This is a genomic window from Haloferax profundi (genome assembly GCF_001469865.1).
GTDB classification, from domain to species: domain Archaea; phylum Halobacteriota; class Halobacteria; order Halobacteriales; family Haloferacaceae; genus Haloferax; species Haloferax profundi.
The window spans coordinates 1-2352 of sequence record NZ_LOPV01000414.1 but is presented as its reverse complement, the minus strand read 5'-3'; the positions used below and the strand labels follow the sequence as shown (position 1 = coordinate 2352).

General features: G+C 60.2%; 2 protein-coding genes. One reads left to right on the top strand and one right to left on the bottom strand.

All coding sequences use genetic code 11. From position 1 onward, the window contains the following. Positions 1–729, bottom strand: a 729-nt coding sequence (locus AUR66_RS14145; protein ID WP_231727904.1) for an ABC transporter substrate-binding protein, incomplete at its 3' end; no start/stop codon positions are given. 153 nt (positions 730–882) lie between these two features. On the opposite strand from AUR66_RS14145, the gene AUR66_RS14140 reads away from it, so the two are divergent. Then, positions 883–2202 (top strand): DUF7405 family protein, encoded by a 1320-nt coding sequence (locus tag AUR66_RS14140; protein WP_058572933.1) that lies wholly within the window; start codon positions 883–885, stop codon positions 2200–2202. Positions 2203–2352 lie beyond the last annotated feature (150 nt).

Here is a 2352-nt window from a genome sequence, read left to right as displayed (position 1 = left end):
GAAGGGACCACTCGCCACCACGTCTCCTTCGTATTTGAACTGCTGGAGTTCCGAGGCTTCCTTGTCGAGGAACTGTTCGAAGGTCGGGTGGTGGGCGAACAGTCGGAGTGAACCGTTGGCGAGAGTGTGCTTGATGACTTCTGGGTTGGATGGTCGTTTCAGGTTGAGAACGACAGTCTTGTCGTCTTCACCCTGTTCGACGCTCTCGGTGAAGTCCCAGAGCGACGCTTCCATCTTCTTCATCAGGCGGAACTGGGTCAGGACGTCACGCGCGGTCACGTCCTCGCCAGTGTCCCACGACAGGTCGTCGCGGAGCGTGAGTGTCACCGTCTGCCCGTCGATGGACCACTCTTCGAGTGCGGCTAACTCGAACTCACTGGTCGCGAAGTTGTATGCCGCAAACCGTTCGAAGACGAAGTTCCCTGCTCGTGGGTCGTAGTTCTGTGTCGCTTCCGGGTTCAGGTGCAGGTTCGTCGGGACGCCGTTGTTCGTGGCACCGACCATCTTCTTGTCGAGGACAGTCGTCCCACTCGATTCGGAATCGTCACCACCTGCACTGCCCCCATCGGATTCGGTCGTGTCCCCCCCAGACCCGCCGTCGTCGGTCGTTTCCCCCTCGTTGGAAGTACCAGTACAACCCGCGAGGGCTGCGATTCCAGTTGCTCCGGTTAGTTCGACGAAATTGCGTCGGCTAATCAAGTCGCTAAAGCGGTCAGTGCTGTCTGACATGGTGTACTGCTAACAAACCCGAGCCATTGTTAATAAACATTTGGTTAGATGTTACATTTTGCTGCGCTAACACCTCTCGCTGAGTCGTCGGCAGAGAGGGTATACCGGTCGGGCCTCGCAAGAATTATGTAGTGTCACTCGTTACCACGGTCAGTGGCCCCAAACAGAGCACGGGGGCTCTCCCGCCGCGATTTCGTCACAGCAGCAGTGGCGATTGGCGGGACGAGTGCCCTCACAGCGTGTATGGAGCGAGAGCAATCGACGAGTGGCGACCCGGCGACGCCCGTCGAATCCGAACCGGCATCGACGGCCGAATTTCCTCGGGGTGACCCCGACGCGATTCCCTCAGGGCAACATCGCTGGGGAGAGTACCTCGTTCGTGACGCACACGGGAACACGGTTCCACCCCAACAACTCGTCACGATTGGACTCAAGTACGAAGGGTCGGTTCCCCCCACAGACGAAGAACGGGAACAGGTAGAATCCGCCCTCCAAACACTCGAAGAAGCCTTTCAGTGGGGGACCGGTGGCAACGCGGGTGCGGCGTTCAACCGTGGCCTCCTCTTCATGCTCGGATACGCCCCTCGGTACTTCGATGCGGTTGGACAGACCCCAGACCAACTTTCGTCACCCGAAGACGTTCTCACTGCTGTCGGTGAAGACCCTGCGAAAGCAGACCCGTACGATGCTGCACTGCTCATGACCAGTGACATCGGGTCCATCGTCCTCGCTGCCGAAGAAGCACTCTTCGGTGAACTCGACGAGGTGAACGGCGTCTCCGTCGACGCAACGTTCGAGGGCGTGTTCTCGAAAGAAGGTCGACACACCGGATACGTCGGGAAGGGCCTTCCCGCCGACAAACTAGACGAAGAGCGCATTCCAGAGGACGCCCCCCTCTCGATGGGGTTCAAGTCCGGGTTCCGCGGCAACCTCCCCGCCGAGGACGCAGTCACGCTCTCGTCGGGACCGTTCGCCGGCGGGACGACGATTGCGTCCTCGACGCTCCTCATCGACCTCGATCGATGGTACGACCAGCAAACAGACGAGCGTGTCGCAGAGATGTTCTGTCCCGCTCATACGACCGACGACGTGGGACCGACGGGCGACAAACTCGGCAGCGACAGCGGCATCACAGAGGAGGATGTCGGTCGCATCGAAGAAGACGCCAACTCACGTGGGCGCGTCGGGCACACACAAAAAGTCGCTCGGGCCAGAGACGACCAGTTCGAACCCCGCATCCTCCGCAGAGCAGAGGGCGTCGCAACGAACCAACACGACAGAGCAGGGTTCGAGTTCAACTCCGTCCAACGAACCATGGAGGACTTCGTCGAGACGCGACGGGCGATGAATCCCGAAGAGTACGACTTCGACGTCCCAGCCGAAAACCACGGCATCGTCGACTACCTCGAGACCCTCCGTCGAGGGAGTTATCTGGCACCGCCACGGGAACGGCGGGCGCTTCCGGTGGTCTAGATGGTCGCACGTCGTGTTCTCACGTTTGCACTGGCCCTCGCAGTAGTTCTCGCAGGGGTCTCACTTGGTCCCACGTTTCTCGACCAAGACGCCGACAGCCCCGAGCCTTCCCGACTCGCGTTCTCGGACGTCACCGAGCAATCGGGCCTC